The sequence below is a fragment of the Streptomyces sp. NPDC057445 genome (assembly GCF_042802855.1).
GTDB lineage: Bacteria > Actinomycetota > Actinomycetes > Streptomycetales > Streptomycetaceae > Streptomyces.
This window is the reverse complement of sequence record NZ_JBHVDH010000002.1, coordinates 360510-376800: the sequence shown is the minus strand read 5'-3', so window position 1 is coordinate 376800 and position 16291 is coordinate 360510. Positions and strand designations below refer to the sequence as shown.

The window sequence follows — 16291 nt, the reverse complement described above, 5'->3', positions numbered from 1 at the left end:
CCGCTACCGGACGCGCGCGACGCCCGCGTAGCCGGGAATGGGTCCGTCACCCAGGACGTCGACGACCTCGCCGAGCTCCGGGTGCCATTCGGCCGTCAGCGAGACGCCCGGCTCGACAAGTTCGAGACCGTCGAAGAAGCGTGTGAACTCCTCGCGTGAGCGGGTGCGGAGCGTGAGCCCGCGCGACCTGTACATCGCGCGGGCCTGCACCGCCTTCTCAGGGTCGAAGTCACCTGTCGTCTGGGAAAGCACGAGGTAGCTGCCCGGTGCCAGCTGCTGGACCAGCCTGCCCACCAGTTCGTACGCGCCGTCCTCGTCGTCCACGAAGTGCAGCAGCGCGAGCAGCGACAGCGCGATGGGCTGCGAGAAGTCGAGGACCTTGCCGGCCGCGTCCAGGATCGCCTCGGGCTCGCGGGCGTCGGCCTGGATGTACTCGGTGGCACCCTCCGGGGTGCTGCGGAGCAGGGCCTCGGCGTGGGCGAGCACGATCGGGTCGTTGTCGCAGTAGACGACACGGGACTCGGGGGCGACCTGCTGGGCGATCTGGTGCAGATTGGGCTCGGTGGGGATGCCGGTGCCGATGTCGAGGTACTGGCGTATGCCGTTCCTGCCGAGCCAGCGCGTCGCACGGTGCATATAGGCCCGGTTGACCCGCGCCATGTCCCGTCCGCGCGCGTCGAGCGTGAGGAGCTGCTTGGCCATCTCCTCGTCCACCGGGTAGTTGTCCTTGCCACCGAGGAACCAGTCGTACATGCGGGCCGGGTGCGGCTTGCTGGTGTCGATCCGTACGGCGGCGGGGTCTTGCCCGGTCATCTGGCGTCTCCAAGGGTCTGCGACGGGTGTGCGACAAGTGGACGAACGGAACTGCACGTACTCCGCGGGATGTTGAGCCCGGGTCACGTCAGAAGGAAGTCTGCCTGACCGGCCTTGGCACCCTGGATGAAGGCGGCGATCTCGCCGTGCGTGTAGATGAGGGCGGGGCCTTCAGGGTCGGCGGACTGGCGCACGGCGACCCTGCCGTCGGCCAGCTTCATGGCCTCGATGCAGTTGCCGCCGTTGCCGCCGCTCCACGGCTTGTGCCATCCCTCAGAGCCGAGCTCCCGGGCAGGCATGCCGTTGTATATGCGATCCATTCACAGCTCCTTGCGGACACCACGGAGGATGTCCTTCGTGCGTTGTGCGGTGGCGGCCTGGGCCGCCATGCGGTCCATGACCTCCAGGTGCGACGCCACCTCGGGGCGCGCGTCGAGATAGACGGCGCCGGTCAGGTACTCGCTGTAGACCATGTCCGGAAGCTCCGGCACCGCGAACCGGAAGAGGACGAAGGGTCCGTAGGTGCCGGGGTGCGGGCCGGTCGCGAACTCCGCGACCTGGAGGGTGACATGGGGCAGCTCGGCGGCCTCGAGGAGCCGGTCGATCTGAGCGCGCAACACCTTCCTGCCACCCGCCGGCCGTCGCAGCACCGTCTCATCGATGATCGCCCAGAATCTGGGGGCGTCGGCCCTGCCGAGCAGCGCCTGCCTCTCCATGCGCAGGGCGACATGCCGCTCGATGTCCTCGGTACTGGTGGCGCCGAGAGCCCCGCTGTGCATGACGGCACGCGCGTAGTCCTCGGTCTGCAACAGGCCCGGGACGAAGTGGGGCTCGTAGGCACGGATGAGGGCGGCGGCCCCCTCCAGGCTGACGTACATGCTGAACCAGCCGGGAAGCACGTCATGGAAGCGCTGCCACCAGCCCGGCTTGTTGGCGTCCTCGGCGAGTTGGACGAAGGCCTCGGCCTCGTCGTCCGCGATGCCGTACGCCCGCAGCAGCAGCTGTACGTAGGGAATCTTCAGCGCGACCTCTGCGGTCTCCATCCGGCGGATGGTGGCAGGGGCCACGCGGAGCACCTTGGCGGCCTCCTCGCGTTTGAGGCCGGCCCGCTCCCGCAGATCCTGCAGTCGCTTGCCCAGTACGACCTGTCCCACAGTGGGGGCGGACCGCGGCTCGCTCACTACAGACCTCCCCAGCGCCCTGTTCTCGATGTCACGACGAGTGTGCCATGCCACTGCCCCCCAGGACCCGACACTCTGCAATTTCCAGAGTGCCCCTTGCCAAGTGTCTTCTCCGGGTGGAGAGTGGGTCGGTGAACCAGTTCACGAGGCTGCCGCCGTGCCCGGGGAGAGGCATGCACGGCCGCGCTTCCCCACCGTGAAGGATTGGTCGTGGCTCCTGGTAACGCGCGTAGCACCCAGTTCGTGGACCCGTATCCCGTCTCCACGATCCGCCGCTTCGGCTTCGAGCTGCCAGGTCGGACCGACTGCGTCGCACGGGCCCGCCGCCTCATACATGAGCGGATGCTGCGCTGGGGCATAGGGGGGGACCACCTCGACACGGTCGCACTGATCGCGTCCGAGCTCTTCACCAACGCCGTCGTGCACACCGCGAGCGAACGCGTCCTGTGCGAACTGCGCGACGCGGAGGGACAGTTGCGCATAGCGGTGCAGGACCAGGGCCACCCGCCCGGTGAGCCGCGGCTGCACGCGCTCTCCCCCGATGAGCGGGGGCGCGGGCTGCTGCTGGTGGACGCGGTGAGCAGCGCCTGGGGAGCGCACGACGCCCAGCCGGGTCCCGGCCGTATCGTCTGGGCCGAGCTCGCGCTCGACGCGGGGCGCCCGTGCTGAGGACCATGGCCGGTCTGCTGTCCCGCATCAGGGACAGGGAGGAAGCCGGCGCGACCGGGCTGTTGCGCCTGGACGTGCCGCCGGGACTGCCCACGACGCTGGGCTACGACGCGGTCGGGGTACCGGCGCGGCACGGACTGCGGATGCTGACCAAGCTGCCGCATACGGGCTGTGTGTACTCGGACACGGACTGGTGGTGGTGGATCGTGCCGGCCGGCTCCGACCTGGAGCTGACCTGGCCGCTTCCCTCCTACTACTCCCGTGACGCGTATGTGCCGGGCGCGCGCCCCCGGCTGATCCACTGGCCCGACGGCACCAGCCCGTACACCCCACCGATTCCGCTGTATCTCATGGTCTGCCAGATCACGGGGACCGCGCCCGCGTGGGCGAACTACGGACTCAGAAGCCCTCAGGGAGCCTGAGCGGGCCGCGGGCCGGACCACAACCGCAGCTCGCCCCGGACAACCGGTCGCCGACCTGTCACGCACCGCGACAACGCCCGGGTCGGATCGTCGCGCCCTCGGGTGCCCGGCGGGCCGGGCAGACGCCGGGGCCTTCCACGTCCTCGCAGGGGGACGCGACGCACCCTCGCAGGGGACGCGACGCACCTGCGCGCGGGCGCGCCGCCGGGAGCGCTCACCGGTCGATCGCGGGCCAGGCCGGCCGGCACATCCTCACCGGGACAACAGGGTGGCGGAGAGGGACAGTTGCCCCCTCGCGGTGGGAGGATCACCGAACGAGGTCCCACCAGGCCGTCCACTCCCGGGGGTTGTGTTGTCTCTGCTCGCCATCAGTGATCTGCACATCAACCATCCGGAGAACCGCAAGCACGTCGACGGCCTGCGGCCGGACTCCGACGGCGACTGGCTCCTGGTCGCAGGCGATGTGGCCGATCTGGTCGAGGACGTGGAATGGGCGCTGAGGCTGCTGCGCGACCGGTTCGCCACCGTCGTCTGGGCGCCCGGCAACCATGAGCTGTGGACCGTCCCCGCCGACCCGGTCCAGGCGCGCGGCGTGGAGCGCTACGAACTGCTCGTCGGGCTGTGCCGGGAGCTCGGGGTCCACACGCCCGAGGATCCCTATCCGGTCTGGACGGGCGAGGACGGGCGGGCCGCCGCGATCGCGCCCCTGTTCCTGCTCTACGACTACACCTTCCGCCCCGACGGCACGGCGACCCAGGAGGAGGCACTGGCACAGGCGCACCGCGCCAATGTCGTCTGCACCGACGAGCACCTGCTGCACCCCGACCCGTACCCGGGCCGCGAGGCCTGGTGCCGGGCCCGCCTGGAGCTGACCGAGTCACGGCTCGCGGCCGTACCCGCCGACCTGCAGACGGTGCTGGTCAACCACTATCCGCTGGTGCGGGAGCCGACGCGGGTCCTGCGCTATCCCGAGTTCGCGCTGTGGTGCGGAACGGAGCACACCGCCGACTGGCACATCAGGCACCGGGCGCGGGCGATGGTCTACGGGCATCTGCACATTCCGCGGACGACGTGGCACGACGGTGTGCCGTTCCACGAGGTGTCGGTGGGGTACCCCCGCGAGTGGCGGCCGAGAGGCAAGGGCCCGGCGCAACCGACGACGGTGCTTCGCTGACCGCACCGTTTCGCAGGACGTCCCTTCGCGCCGAGCGGCGCGTGGACTCCGAAGGACCGGCCTGAGGGGTACTGTGCCGCCGCGCCGGTGACCGCCGTGGTCGTGGCGCCCGTTCGCCGGTGGCGGCAGCGGGTCCAGGCGTTTCCTACTTCCGGGATTCGGGTTCCCCTGCAAGCACGCTGTGCTGCTTGCGTCACAGCGGCCACCCTCGTATCCCCCGTACGATCGGGCACCGCCGCGCCCGACCGGGCGCGGTGAGACCCGCCGCCCGGAAGGCCGAAGGTGACCGACTCCGCGAGCCAGCCCCCGAACTCAGCACCCGGAGCGGCCGAACGCCCCGCACGGGCGTTTCCCACCCCCAACGGCGTGACGGGCGTGGGCATGATCGTCGTCGACCTGGCGGGACGGGTCCTTCTCGGGCTGGCCCACAACGGCAGCTGGGAACTCCCCGGCGGCAAGGTCGATCCCGGCGAGAGCTTCGAGCAGGCAGGTGCCCGGGAGCTGGCAGAGGAGACGGCACTGCGCGTCCAGGAGCGGGACGTGACGATCGTCGCCGTGGTCATGGACGGCAAGCAGGGCATCACCCGCGTCTCGGCCGCGGGACTCGTCACGGAGGTCGACGGCGAGCCCGAAGTCACCGAGCCCGACAAGATCGTGCGCTGGCAGTGGCACCGACCGGAGGACATTCCGGACCAACTGTATGAACCCTCCGCCGCCGTACTGCGGGCTTGGCGGTCCGATCTAACACTTCCGGAGGTTCCTGCGTACTCCTATCCGATTTCTGTTATCGGGGCGGAGGCAGGGCGTCTCCCCTTTGTCGGACGAGACATGCCCAAGCCCAGGAAGAGAGTGGACACAGCGTGAGCAGCGAACGCGAGGTTGCGATGGTCATGGCGGCCGGGGCCGGGGACCAGCAGGCGCAGGACGGGCTCGTCGCGGAGTACCTGCCACTGGTCTACAACATCGTCGGCCGGGCCCTGAACGGCCATGCGGATGTGGACGACGTGGTGCAGGAGACCATGCTCCGCGTCCTCGGCGGCCTCGACGGTCTGCGCAGCCCGGAGAACTTCCGCAGCTGGCTGGTCGCCATCACGATGAATCAGATACGCGGCCACTGGCGGGAGCGCAGCTCGGGCGCGATACCCACCGGTGGTGGCCTGGCGGACGCGTACGACCTCGTCGACCCCGGCGCGGACTTCGTGGACCTGACCATCATGCGCCTCGGCCTCTCCGGCCAGCGCCTCGAGACCGCGGAGGCCACCCGCTGGCTCGACGAGGACGACCGGGCGCTGCTGTCCCTGTGGTGGCTGGAGGCTGCCGGAGAGCTCTCCCGGGCGGAGGTCGCCGCCGCGCTGGAGCTGACGCCCCAGCACACCGCGGTACGGGTGCAGCGGATGAAGGCCCAGCTGGAGACGGCCAGGGTGGTGGTCCGCGCGCTGGCCGCCGACCCGCGCTGTGTGCTCCTCGACGAGATGACCGCCGGCTGGGACGGCATACCCTCGGCCCTCTGGCGCAAGCGCCTGGCCCGCCACGCCCGCGACTGCACGGTCTGCTCGGGCCACTGGTCCAACCTGGTGCCCGCAGAGGGCCTGCTGGTCGGTCTCGGCCTTGTCCCCGTGGCGGCCACGCTCGCGAACACGTTCGCCTCGCCCGATTTCGTCGCCACGGCCTCCGCGCACAGCCCCACCTCTCCCGACCTCGTCACCACGGCCTCCGCCCAGGCGCCCCACGCCCCCGCCGCGGCAAGGACCCAGGCCCGGCTGGAGCGCGCCAGGCGCCGACGCCGTACCGCGGCCGTCGCCGCCGCGGTCGCCGCCCTGGTCACCGGCGGCGGAGCGGTAAGTCTCCTCACCGGCCCCGACAGGGACGAGGCATCACCTTCGACGGCCGCCGCCCCGGCGGCCTCCCCCGTGCTCCCTCTGGCCTCGCAGAGCCCTTCGCCCTCTCCGACGCTCTCGGCCTCCCCCTCCCCCACGCCGAAGCCGAGCCCCAGCAAGACGTCGGCCAAGCCCACCCCCAGCCCGACGAAGGCCAAGCCCAAGCCCCGGCCCAAGGCCACGCAGAAAGCTCCGGATCCGGTACCGGCCACACCGAGCGGCACCGCGGATCAGGTCATCGCCCTGGTCAACACCGAGCGTTCCAAGGCCGGATGCGGCCCGGTGAGCAACAACGACAAGCTCGCGACGGCGGCAGGCAACCACTCCGCCGACATGGCCGCCCGCGACTTCTTCGACCACACCAACCCGGACGGCAAGGACCCCGGCGACCGCATCACCGCGACCGGCTACCGCTGGAGCACGTACGGCGAGAACATCGCGCGGGGCCAGCAGACCCCGGCCTCCGTGATGGACTCGTGGATGAACAGCCCCGGTCACCGGGCCAACATTCTCAACTGCTCCTTCAAGGAGATGGGCGTCGGCATCCACAACGGGTCCGGGGGCCCCTGGTGGACGCAGGCGTTCGGCTCACAGCTCTGACGAGGGCCGGTGGCGGCCGGTACGCCGTGCGCGGCGGCTCCGCGCACGGCGGCTCAGGCCCCCGGGCCGCCGTTGCCCATCAGCCGGTTGAGCGGGCCGTCGGTGAGCGTGGCGCGCTGGTCCGTCACGACCGGCAGGCGCGACAGCGCGTCCGGCCCGACGAGGCCCACCTGGCCGAGGACCGACGCCTGGTCCCAGTAGATGTGTTCGGCCGAGATCAGCGAACCTTCGAAGGAGACGATGCCGACGGGCCGCCCGGTCGGGGCGACGCCCGGCAGGATCCAGGGCACCTCGATGTCGTGGGTGAAGGAGACGATCATCTCGTCGACGATGCGGTCGCGGCCCGTGGTGCGCGTCAGCGTGGTGATCGTGAAGTCCTGCGGGTTGTGTCCGATGAACCAGCGCCGGTAGAAGTCGCGTACGGCCTCCCGGCCACGGGCACCCATCGCCGTCGGCACATGCAGCACGACGGGGTCGTCCGTCATCGTGGCCATCGTCGCGTCGACGTCGAGCGTGCTGAACTCGCCACTGGTGTGCAGTTCCCAGACGCGTTCCAGCTCCGCGGGGCTCGGCGTGGCGGTCATGTGCCCTCCCTCCGGTCGAGAGTCGTGTCGAGCCAGTCGAAGACCCGCTGGTCGGACAGGGAGCGGTTCCATGCCTGGCAGTGGCCGGGGGCGCCGTCCTCTGTGCGGAAGCGCACGAGGGTCTTGGGGACGTTGAGCGCGTCGAAGAGCAGCTGTGCCTGCGACGCGAGGGGGTCGGAGTCGTTGGTGACGACGAGCGTGGGGCAGCCGATGCCGCCGACCACGCCGGACAGCCGGTAGCGGTCCATTTCGATCACGTACTCGCCCAGTGAGCCCAGTCCGTGCACCCACAGGGCGCGCTGGATCAGCCGCCAGCGCATGACCGGGTCCTCGGCGACCGGTGCCAGCACCGCGTCGAGGACCTTGGGATCGGCGTCGGGCAGCTGGTCCTTCAGCTCCTGCGGGAGAGGCATGGCGTCAAGAGGATCGAACAGGCCGGGGTCGGCGATCAGTGCGGCGACCCGGTCGTCCCCGGACACGCCGCGCGGCGCGAGATAGCCGCCGAAGCTCCATCCCATGACGGCGATGCGTGAGGCGTCGACCTCCGGCCGGCCCACCGCGTAGTCCACGACCGGGCGCAGTACGGTCTCCCAGTCCGGCCTCATACGCAGTCCCTGTTCGATCAGCGCCCGGCCCTGGCCCGGGCCGTCGACGAGGAGACAGGCGTAGCCGCGGCGCACCGCGGGCATGGCGTGCGACCAGTACATCTCGTGGATGTCGGAGTCGTATCCGTTGACCGCGACGAGGGTAGGCCGTGCGACGGTCCTGTCGGCGTCCGGCAGACAGAGACAGCCGGGCAGCGTGGTCTCCTCGAACGGGATCTCGACCAGCTCGACGGGACGGTCCGCGAGGGCCGCCATCCGCGCGAAGCACTCGCGCTCCCGTTTGAAGGCCGCGGCGAGCCTGGGGTCCACGGGAAAGCCGAACAGCGGCTGGTACGAGATGCGGTTGTAGGTCGTCGCCCGCCAGAACCCGTCGGCCGCGCTCACCCGGTGCCCGTGCGAGGCACTGCCCTCCGCCGCGGCCGCCACCCGGGCGGCAGAGGCCGACCATGCCCGGTGCCAGGCGTCGCGGTCACCTGCCGGGATGTGTCCGGCGACCACTGAGCACTCCCCGTACTCGGCGCCGCCACGGCCGATCAGCATCAGCGCCCGCTCGGCATGCATCTGGAACAGCGGGTCGTCGAACAGATGCATGACGGATCCTCATCACCGATCGGACTGCGTCGCGCGCCTCCTGCTCCGGGCGGCTGCCCACAGATCCTTCACCGCCCGGCGCGGACCGGCACCTGCGGCGCGCCGTACGCGGGTCCAACCGGGTCGCGCCCGCGTCCGGTCACAAGGTGCGGCCCGTCCCGGGCAACCGACCGGAACCCTATCTTCCGCAAACCTGCACATTGAACGCTCAACCAGTGCACGCGAGCTGAGGGACGCTCAGCACGGCCGGCCCACTTGACGGCATGGCGAGCCATTGGGGCGGGAGTGTCCGATTCAGGGAGGCGCCGTGTACCCGGGCGAAAGGAATTCAGCACGTGAAACTTGTGAAGGAATCGCCACCGCCGCGTGGACGCGCCTGCACGTGAACTTAATTCCATGACCTGCGGGGCCATCGACGGGACTTGTCCGATTGGATGTGCGGCGCGTCGACGTGCTTTGATCCTGCCCACCGCGGAAGTTGCGACAAGGGTCTCCGATTTACGGGTACCCGCACGACCGCTGACACGGCCGGTTCGTTATCCGGCGGAGCCGGCCGTGGCCTTTTTAGGAATATCCAAATGAAGGGAAGCTCGATCATGGACTTCACCCCCCAGGTTGAGACCGCGGAGATCTCCGACAGCGACCTCGACAACGTCTCCGGTGGTCTGCACAGCGCCGTTGTCAACGGTGTGGTCGGCAACGCCACCTCCACCCTCGACTCCGTCGCCCCGGTTTCCGGCATCCTCGGCACCGCTGTCGGCACCGTCGAGTCGGCCACGGGCCTCAACACCGGTGCTGTCACCGGTCTGGTCGCCGGTCTCTGAGACGGCATGGGTGAGCCCCGGAACCCTCCATGTTCCGGGGCTCATCGCGCTTTTCACCCCCCTACATCCCGACCCGGACATTTGCAGTAGAGGGAAGAGTTTCGTGCAGTTCCGCCAGAAGGCCCTTTCCAAGCTGCAATCGCCCGAACAAATAGACCTGCCGGTGCGCTTTGCCCGGCCGCAGGGGTGGCTGGTCCTGGCCGTCACCGTTGCCGCTATGGCAGCCGCGTGTTTCTGGGCCGTAAACGGTTCCGTTTCGTCCACCCTCAGTGCACCCGGAATTCTTACTCATGGGCAGGGCAGTTATGTCCTGCAGAGTCCGGTCGGGGGCCAGATCACCGAAGTCCTCGCCCAGGAGGGCAAACGGCTGCCTGCGGGTGCGCCGCTGCTGAAGGTCCGTACGAAGCAGGACTCGCAGGACTCGCAGGACACCCAGGACGACCAGGCTGCGGAGGCATCGGACGGGGAGAAGGACGAAACCGTCGTCCGTACCATCGCGGCGGGGCGCGTGTCCGCGCTCGTCGCCACCATCGGGGCCGTCGTCACGCCCGGCGCCGATGTGGCGGTCCTGGAACGGGTCGACAACGCCGACGCCCCCTTGATGGTGATGCTCTACCTGCCGTCCGACAACGGCTCGACCGTGCCCGTCGGCGCCCGGGTCGATCTCACCGTGCAGTCCGTACCCGCGCAGCAGTACGGAGTGCTGCGGGGCAGGGTCAAGGCGATCGGCAGGACCTCCCAGACCCGGCAGCAGATCACCGCCTTCCTCGGCGACAGCCAGCTGGGCGAGCAGCTCTCCCGGCAGGGCAGGCCCGTCCCGGTCCTGGTGCGGCTCGAATCGTCGTCGCGCACCAAGTCGGGCTACCGGTGGTCGTCGCACGACGGACCGCCCTACGGACTCGACTCCATGACCCTGGCCACCGGTGCCGTCCACCTGGCCGACCAGCGCCCGATCGATTGGCTGCTGCCGTGACCAGCGCACCGCCCCGCACCACCACGCACGGCCGCCGCCGGGCCCGGTCCGCGCCGCCCCGGTCGCAGAAGCCCAAGAAGCAGAAGGCCGTCCGCACCCCCACCGTGCTCCAGATGGAGGCCGTCGAGTGCGGCGCCGCCACGCTCGCGATGGTGCTCGGCCACTACGGCAGGCACGTGCCCCTCGAAGAGCTGCGCATCGCCTGCGGCGTGTCGCGTGACGGCTCCCGGGCCAGCAACATCCTCAAGGCGGCCCGCAGCTACGGACTGCAGGCCAAGGGCATGCAGATGGAACCGGCCGCGCTCGCCGGGGTACGGGCGCCCGCCATCCTCTTCTGGGAGTTCAACCACTACGTCGTCCACGACGGCATGGGACGCCGCTTCGGCCGGCGCGGCGTGCACATCAACGACCCCGACAAGGGCCGCCGCTTCGTGTCGATGGAGGACTTCGACACCAGCTTCACCGGTGTGGTCCTGGTCCTCGAACCCGGCGACGGATTCCGCAAGGGCGGCCGCCGGCCCGGAGTGCTGCGCTCCGTCCCCGCCCGGCTGCGCGGCACGACCGGCACCATGCTGGCCGCGCTGCTCGCCAGCCTGCTGCTGGTCGCGGTCGGCGCGGCACTGCCGGCGCTGAGCCGTACGTACATCGACATGTTCCTGGTGGGCCGTCAGACGTCGCTGCTCGGCGTCCTGTTCGCCTCGATGGCCGCCATGGTGGCGCTGACCGCCGTGCTGACGGGGCTGCAGCAGGCGAATCTGCTGCGCGGCCGCATCATCTCCTCGACGCTGAGCAGCGCCCGCTTCTTCCGGCATCTGCTGCGGCTGCCCGTCACGTTCTTCGCCCAGCGCAGCCCCGCCGACCTCGTCCAGCGGCTCCAGTCCAACGACGCGGTCGCCGAGACCCTGGCCCGTGATCTCACCGCCTTCGGCGTGGACGGGATCGTCGTGATCCTCTACGCGCTGCTGCTGTGGACGTACGATCCTCAGCTCACCGTCATCGGGGTGCTGATCGCGCTGCTCAACGTGGTCGCGATGCGCGTGGTGGTGCGGCTGCGGGCGACCCGTACCCAGAAGTTGCGCGCGGACAGCGCCCGGCTCACCAACACGTCGTACACCGGCATCCAGCTCATCGAGACCATGAAGGCCACGGGCGGCGAGAACGGATACTTCCGCCGCTGGGCCGGGCAGCACGCCACGACGCTGGAGGAGCAGCAGCGGCTCGGGATCCCGAGCGCGGCGCTCGCCGTCGTGGCCCCGCTCCTCGCGACGCTCAACAGCGCGCTGATCCTGTGGATCGGCGGGCTGCGGGCCGTGGAGGGCCATATCTCGATCGGTCTGCTCGTCGCATTCCAGGCACTCGTGACCCGGTTCACCGCGCCCATCACCCGGCTCAACTCGATGGCCGGCCGTATCCAGGACTTCGCGGCCGACGTGGCGCGGCTCAAGGACGTCGAGAACTTCCCCGCCGACACCCTCTACACCCGCCGCGAGCCTCCCAAGAGCACCCGCAGACTGATGGGCCACGTGACGCTGGACGACATCACCTTCGGCTACAGCCCGCTCGACAAGCCGCTGCTCACCGGCTTCTCCCTGTCGGTCGGACCGGGGCAGCAGGTCGCGCTCGTCGGCGGCTCCGGCAGCGGGAAGTCCACCGTGTCCCGCCTCATCGCCGGGCTCTACAGCCCCTGGGAAGGGACGATCCGGATCGACGGACAGCGCCTCGACGAGATCCCGCGGGGTGCGCTCGCGGCCTCGGTCTCCTTCGTCGACCAGGACGTCTTCCTCTTCGAGGGGACGGTCAGGGACAACGTGGCGCTGTGGGATCCGTCGATCCCCGACGAGGCGGTGACCGACGCGCTGAAGGACGCGGCGCTGTACGAGGTGGTCGCGCGGCGACCCGGCGGAATCCACGGCCGTGTCGAGCAGGACGGCCGCAACTTCTCCGGCGGGCAGCGGCAGCGGCTGGAGATCGCCCGGGCGCTGGTGCGCCGCCCCAGCGTGCTGGTCCTCGACGAGGTGACCAGCGCCCTGGACGCGGAGACCGAGCAGCTCATCATCGACAACCTGCGGCGGCGCGGCTGCGCCTGCGTGGTGATCGCCCACCGGCTGAGCACCGTGCGCGACAGCGACGAGATCGTGGTGCTCGACCACGGCTCCGTCGTGGAGCGGGGCCGCCACGAGGACCTGCTCGCGCGTGGGGGCGCGTACGCCGAACTGGTCAAGGAGCACTGAGGTGATCCCCGTTCAGCCCGGCCATCGGGCCGCCTCTTCGCCACATCCGGACGACATGGTCCTCTCCGCCATCGGCGGCCTCGGCGGACAGATCGACTGCGGTGGACTGCGCAGTCTCCCGCTCGAGGGACCCCAGGTGCTGTGGCTCGTCGTGGGCGGAGCGCTCGACCTGTTCGCGGTCGATGCCGCCCAGCAGGGGCACTGGCACTTCCTGGGCCGTCTGGAGAAGGGCACCCTGCTGCTCGGCCCGGTCGAGGGGCCGCGGCACACGCTGGTCGGCAGGCCGTTGCAGGGATGCGTACTGCGCCGGATCGCGCTGCGGGAGCTGTACCGGCCGCAGGAGTACGCCGAGCCCTGGGCGTACGAGCAGCAGTACCGCAGCCGGTACGACAGCCAGGACGGGACCCTCAGCCTGCTGGAGCACGCCTTCGCGCTCGGCGTGGGGCGCGGCCAGCGCGTGCTGTTCGAGGCGCCGCTCGACGGCCGGACGGCGGACGAAGAGGGGGTCACGGACGAGGACAACCTGTGGCTGCCGATCCTCCCGGGCAGTGTGCAGTACGGCGCCGCGTTCAGCGCGGAGGCCGCCGCCGATCTGCTCGTCGACGGCTCGCTGTGGCAGCAGATGGTCAACCAGCAGTACCGGCTGCTCTCGGGTCTCGACCGCTGGATCGAGCGGCTGGAACGCGCCCACGAGGACCGGGCCGCCGCGGGCATGAAGGCGGGCGAGGCGGTCCGCGAGGGCGCCGACCAGGCACTGCTGGCGTCCATCGGCCGCTCCCGCAGGACAGCGTCCGCCCGGACGGACGGGGCGTCCGACGACGCGGCGTACGCCGTCTGCCGGCTCGTCGCCTCATCGGCCGGGATCACGCTCGCGGAGCCGCACCAGGGCGGCGGAGCGGGCGGTCCCGCCGACGACCGGACCGGCCCGGTCGAACGCATCGCGCTCACCTCACGGATCCGTACCCGTGCGGTCCGGCTCGACGGACGCTGGTGGCGGGAGAACTGCGGCCCGCTCGTCGGGCAGCGCGCCAAGTCCGGGGCGCCGGTCGCCCTGCTGTGGCGTCGTGGCGCGTACGAGGCGGTGAACCCGGCGACGGGCAGCCGTATGCGTATCGACGAGCACAACGCGGACGAGTTCGACCCGCGTGCCGTCATGTTCTACCGGCCGCTGCCGGAGCAGCCGCTCAGTCCCTGGCGGCTCGTCCGCTTCAGCCTCCACGGCACCCGCCCGGATCTGCGCAATCTGCTGATCGCGGGCCTGGTGACGGTCGCTCTGGGCGCACTGGTGCCGATCGCCACGGGCCAGGTGCTCGGTGTGTACGTACCGAACGCCGAGACCAGCCTCATCGTGCAGGTGTCCGTGGCCGTCATCGTCACCGGGATCGTCTCGGCGGCGTTCATGCTGCTGCAGAACCTCACCATCCTGCGCATGGAAGGGCGGATCGAGAGCACACTGCAACCGGCCGTGTGGGACCGGCTGCTGAGGCTGCCGACGAAGTTCTTCGCCGAACGCTCCACCGGAGAGCTGGCGAGTGCGGCGATGGGCATCAGCGGGATCCGCAGGCTCCTGTCGGGCGTGGGACCCGTGGTCGTCCAGGCGAGCACGGTCGGTGCGATGAACATGGTGCTGCTGCTGGTCTACAGCGTCCCGCTCGCACTGGCGGCGGTCGGGATGCTGCTCGTCATCGGGACCGTGTTCCTGACGCTCGGCCTCTGGCAGCTGCGCTGGCAGCGCCGCCTCGTCGAGCTCGGCAACAAACTCAACAACCAGGCGTTCCAGACCCTTCGCGGGCTGCCCAAGCTGCGTGTGGCGGCGGCGGAGAGCTTCGCGTACGCGGCCTGGGCGAAGCAGTTCGCACGCAGCCGCGAGCTGCACCGGCGCTCCGGCCGCATCCGCAACATGATCACGGTCCTCGACGCGGTCTATCTGCCGCTGTGCTCCTTGATCATGTTCGTGCTGCTTGCGGGCCCGGCCCGTGGAAGCCTGACGGCCGGCGAATTCCTCACCTTCCACACCGCCGTGACGATGATGCTGGCCTCGGTGACCCAGCTGACCGGTGCGCTGGTCTCGGCCGCCGCCGTACTCCCGATGTTCGAGCAGATCAAGCCGGTGCTGGACGAGGCACCCGAGGTGCGTGGGGCAAGCACCCAGCCCGGGGCGCTGTCCGGGGCGATCGAGGCACGAAAGCTGTCCTTCCGCTACACCGATGACGGCCCGCTCGTCCTCGACGACGTGTCGTTGGCGGTGCGGCCGGGCGAGTTCGTGGCGATCGTCGGTCCCAGTGGCTGCGGCAAGTCCACGCTTCTGCGTCTGCTGATCGGCTTCGACAAACCGGTCTCCGGCAGTGTCCTGTACGACGGCCAGGACCTCTCCGCCCTCGACCAGGCGGCCGTGCGCCGCCAGTGCGGTGTGGTCCTGCAGAACGCGGCGCCCTTCACGGGTTCGATCCTGGACTGCATCTGCGGCGCGGAGCCGTTCACCCAGGAAGAGGCCTGGGAGGCCGCCGAGATGGCGGGCCTCGCCGAGGACATCCGCCGTATGCCCATGGGTATGCAGACCATGATCGCCGGCTCGGGCGCCGTCTCCGGGGGCCAGCGTCAGCGTCTGATGATCGCTCAGGCGCTCGTCCGCCGTCCCCGCGTCCTCTTCTTCGACGAGGCGACGAGCGCCCTCGACAACGCCACCCAGCGGATCGTGACGGAGAGCACGAGGGCTCTTCGTGCGACGCGGGTGGTGATCGCCCACCGGCTGTCGACGGTGCTGGACGCGGATCGCGTGATCGTGATGTCGGAGGGGCGGGTGGTGCAGCAGGGCCCACCGGCGGAACTTCTGGCGGACACGGGCGGGCGGCTGCATGAGCTGGTGCGACGGCAGATGGCGTGACGTCTTCGAGACGGGTCTTCACGAGCGCCCCTGCCCGGCGGGCACAGTCGTCACGGAAGGGCGGTCAGAACCCGGCACTTGACCGGTCGGTACGACGGGAACGCCCGGTCACCGGTGGACTCCCACCCGGCCTCGCCGTCCTGCCCTGCGTACCGACCGCGGTTCCGACGCCGACGTGCGGATGGTCGACGAGAGCGAGCGGCTCGACCCGGCCGAATCCGACCAGCTACGAACGTCAGGACCGCGCCGGATCGCCCTCTCGGACCGGATTCGACCGCGCCAAGGACGTAGGCGCTCGGGAACGGGGCGTTCCCCGCTACAGCGGGGTGCGAGCCTGGAGGCCGCCCAGGGCGATGTCGGCCCAGACCGTCTTCCCCGAGGGTGGGTGCGGACGCACACCCCATTCGGCGGCCAGCGTGGCGACGAGAACCAGCCCCTGACCGCCCTCGTCCTCGTCCGCCGCCTCTGCGACGGCGGGGAACCAGTCGCCACGGGGATCCGTCACCTCGATCCTGAGTCGCTCCGGCTCCAGAACGAGGCTGACACGGAAGCCCCGGCCGGGCAGCCAGCCATGGTTGACGGCGTTCGCGGCCAACTCGGCGACGACGAGCGCGGCAACGTCGGTCCGCTCGGCGTCACGCGTCCATCCCCACTCCACAAGCTGCTCGACGGCGAGCAGACGGGCCAGCCGAGCACCGCGCGGGGTCGCGCTCAACAGCTGCGTGAACTGCAGGACCGAGGAACCTGGTTGCCGCATACACGTCAATACGGTTTCGCTCGTCGCAGCACTCAGTCCCGCCGCGCACCCGTCCACCGACCAGGCTTCGTCGTCACAGCGCTTGGACACGTTCGGCATGAAGCGG

Annotated in this window: 15 protein-coding genes; 9 read left to right on the top strand and 6 right to left on the bottom strand. The window is 70.3% G+C overall.

Annotated elements, in window-relative coordinates; genetic code table 11:
- Positions 1-3: 3 nt before the first annotated feature.
- The 3 genes from ACFU5O_RS06515 to ACFU5O_RS06505 form a co-directional block, all read right to left on the bottom strand.
- The gene (locus ACFU5O_RS06515) at positions 4-813 is read right to left on the bottom strand and encodes an SAM-dependent methyltransferase (protein WP_384237118.1); all 810 of its coding nucleotides are present in this window, start codon (positions 811-813) and stop codon (positions 4-6) included.
- An 83-nt stretch (positions 814-896) separates the two neighbouring features.
- Entirely contained in the window at positions 897-1133 is a 237-nt protein-coding gene (locus tag ACFU5O_RS06510; protein ID WP_384237117.1) for a DUF397 domain-containing protein, read from the bottom strand.
- Positions 1134-1994 (bottom strand): helix-turn-helix domain-containing protein, encoded by an 861-nt coding sequence (locus tag ACFU5O_RS06505; protein ID WP_384237115.1) that lies wholly within the window; start codon positions 1992-1994, stop codon positions 1134-1136.
- Positions 1995-2204: 210 nt separating this feature from the next.
- Between ACFU5O_RS06505 and ACFU5O_RS06500 the strand changes: the two genes are divergently transcribed.
- The 5 genes from ACFU5O_RS06500 to ACFU5O_RS06480 all read left to right on the top strand — a co-directional run bounded on the left by ACFU5O_RS06500 (position 2205) and on the right by ACFU5O_RS06480 (position 6736).
- The gene (locus ACFU5O_RS06500) at positions 2205-2663 is read left to right on the top strand and encodes an ATP-binding protein (protein WP_384237114.1); all 459 of its coding nucleotides are present in this window, start codon (positions 2205-2207) and stop codon (positions 2661-2663) included.
- A gap of 5 nt (positions 2664-2668) precedes the next feature.
- Positions 2669-3085 carry a hypothetical protein gene (locus ACFU5O_RS06495; RefSeq protein WP_384237776.1) on the top strand — a complete coding sequence of 139 codons (417 nt, stop codon included), beginning with the start codon at positions 2669-2671 and terminating at the stop codon, positions 3083-3085.
- Positions 3086-3437: 352 nt separating this feature from the next.
- Complete coding sequence (locus ACFU5O_RS06490) at positions 3438-4259, top strand: metallophosphoesterase family protein (protein WP_384237112.1); 822 nt, start codon at positions 3438-3440, stop codon at positions 4257-4259.
- 282 nt (positions 4260-4541) lie between these two features.
- The gene (locus ACFU5O_RS06485) at positions 4542-5123 is read left to right on the top strand and encodes an NUDIX hydrolase (RefSeq protein WP_384237111.1); all 582 of its coding nucleotides are present in this window, start codon (positions 4542-4544) and stop codon (positions 5121-5123) included.
- Entirely contained in the window at positions 5120-6736 is a 1617-nt protein-coding gene (locus ACFU5O_RS06480) for a sigma-70 family RNA polymerase sigma factor (RefSeq protein WP_384237109.1), read from the top strand. Before ACFU5O_RS06485 ends, ACFU5O_RS06480 begins: the two co-directional genes overlap by 4 nt.
- Before the next feature lie 53 nt (positions 6737-6789).
- Here the strand turns inward: ACFU5O_RS06480 and ACFU5O_RS06475 are convergent, their stop codons facing one another.
- Both ACFU5O_RS06475 and ACFU5O_RS06470 read right to left on the bottom strand, forming a co-directional pair.
- Positions 6790-7320, bottom strand: coding sequence for a nuclear transport factor 2 family protein (locus ACFU5O_RS06475; protein ID WP_384237107.1), 531 nt, complete (start codon positions 7318-7320; stop codon positions 6790-6792).
- Positions 7317-8516, bottom strand: coding sequence for an alpha/beta hydrolase family protein (locus ACFU5O_RS06470; protein ID WP_384237105.1), 1200 nt, complete (start codon positions 8514-8516; stop codon positions 7317-7319). The genes ACFU5O_RS06475 and ACFU5O_RS06470 overlap by 4 nt, the downstream gene beginning before the upstream one ends.
- A 596-nt stretch (positions 8517-9112) precedes the next feature.
- On the opposite strand from ACFU5O_RS06470, the gene ACFU5O_RS06465 reads away from it, so the two are divergent.
- From ACFU5O_RS06465 to ACFU5O_RS06450, 4 genes are all read left to right on the top strand, one after another.
- The gene (locus tag ACFU5O_RS06465; RefSeq protein ID WP_384237774.1) at positions 9113-9340 is read left to right on the top strand and encodes a type A2 lantipeptide; all 228 of its coding nucleotides are present in this window, start codon (positions 9113-9115) and stop codon (positions 9338-9340) included.
- Positions 9341-9443: 103 nt separating this feature from the next.
- Positions 9444-10313: an HlyD family efflux transporter periplasmic adaptor subunit gene (locus tag ACFU5O_RS06460; protein WP_384237104.1), complete on the top strand. Its 870-nt coding sequence runs from the start codon at positions 9444-9446 to the stop codon at positions 10311-10313.
- A 113-nt stretch (positions 10314-10426) separates the two neighbouring features.
- Positions 10427-12544: an NHLP family bacteriocin export ABC transporter peptidase/permease/ATPase subunit gene (locus ACFU5O_RS06455; RefSeq protein WP_384237771.1), complete on the top strand. Its 2118-nt coding sequence runs from the start codon at positions 10427-10429 to the stop codon at positions 12542-12544.
- Positions 12545-12599: 55 nt separating this feature from the next.
- Complete coding sequence (locus ACFU5O_RS06450) at positions 12600-15428, top strand: NHLP bacteriocin export ABC transporter permease/ATPase subunit (RefSeq protein WP_384237769.1); 2829 nt, start codon at positions 12600-12602, stop codon at positions 15426-15428.
- A 316-nt stretch (positions 15429-15744) separates the two neighbouring features.
- Here ACFU5O_RS06450 and ACFU5O_RS06445 read toward each other — a convergent pair whose 3' ends face one another.
- Complete coding sequence (locus ACFU5O_RS06445) at positions 15745-16185, bottom strand: ATP-binding protein (protein ID WP_384237102.1); 441 nt, start codon at positions 16183-16185, stop codon at positions 15745-15747.
- Positions 16186-16291: the final 106 nt, after the last annotated feature.

Bases quoted from the DNA above. Each gene is read 5' to 3' on its own strand.
- ACFU5O_RS06450 (WP_384237769.1), top strand. From the start codon at position 12,600: ATGGTCCTCTCCGCCATCGGCGGCCTCGGCGGACAGATCGACTGCGGT.
- ACFU5O_RS06465 (WP_384237774.1), top strand. From the start codon at position 9,113: ATGGACTTCACCCCCCAGGTTGAGACCGCGGAGATCTCCGACAGCGAC.
- ACFU5O_RS06470 (WP_384237105.1), bottom strand. From the start codon at position 8,516: ATGCATCTGTTCGACGACCCGCTGTTCCAGATGCATGCCGAGCGGGCG.
- ACFU5O_RS06475 (WP_384237107.1), bottom strand. From the start codon at position 7,320: ATGACCGCCACGCCGAGCCCCGCGGAGCTGGAACGCGTCTGGGAACTG.
- ACFU5O_RS06495 (WP_384237776.1), top strand. From the start codon at position 2,669: ATGGCCGGTCTGCTGTCCCGCATCAGGGACAGGGAGGAAGCCGGCGCG.
- ACFU5O_RS06455 (WP_384237771.1), top strand. From the start codon at position 10,427: ATGGAGGCCGTCGAGTGCGGCGCCGCCACGCTCGCGATGGTGCTCGGC.
- ACFU5O_RS06515 (WP_384237118.1), bottom strand. From the start codon at position 813: ATGACCGGGCAAGACCCCGCCGCCGTACGGATCGACACCAGCAAGCCG.
- ACFU5O_RS06445 (WP_384237102.1), bottom strand. From the start codon at position 16,185: ATGCGGCAACCAGGTTCCTCGGTCCTGCAGTTCACGCAGCTGTTGAGC.
- ACFU5O_RS06510 (WP_384237117.1), bottom strand. From the start codon at position 1,133: ATGGATCGCATATACAACGGCATGCCTGCCCGGGAGCTCGGCTCTGAG.